Source organism: Brucella grignonensis, assembly GCF_002252505.1.
In the GTDB taxonomy this organism is placed as follows: domain Bacteria; phylum Pseudomonadota; class Alphaproteobacteria; order Rhizobiales; family Rhizobiaceae; genus Brucella; species Brucella grignonensis.
Map to the genome: position 1 here is coordinate 1 of NZ_NNRL01000097.1, position 397 is coordinate 397.

Genomic DNA, 397 nt, shown 5'->3' on the forward strand with positions numbered 1-397 from the left:
GACCAAGATCGTCCGCAAGTTCGAGCGCGCGCACCCGGCCACGTTCTGCCAGTCGACCGGCGTTACGAACAGACCGGTTGTCGTGGCGCAGGTGCCCTCAGAGCCGGTCGAGCGTGATCTCTATCGGGAATTGCTGGCCAGCCTGCAGGCTCCTGCGCTTGTCGGCGGAACGCTGGCCCGGGAGAAGGACATCTGCCGCTCGCTGCTGCGCACCGTCGGCGCCCGGATGATCGTGCTCGACGAGGTCAACGGCATGCTGGCGGGGACCTATCGGCAGCAGCGGATTTTTCTGAATGCGCTGCGGTTTCTGGCAAACGACCTGAGAGTGCCGCTTGTCTGCGCCGGCACCGATCTGGCCCGCCAGGCCTTGCTCACGGACGCGCAGCTTGCCGAGCGC

At 66.5% G+C, this 397-nt stretch carries 1 protein-coding gene; it reads left to right on the forward strand.

The window, feature by feature from the left end; translation table 11 throughout:
- The coding region (locus tag CEV33_RS01335; protein ID WP_208620132.1) for a TniB family NTP-binding protein at positions 1-397 on the forward strand (397 nt) is incomplete at both ends.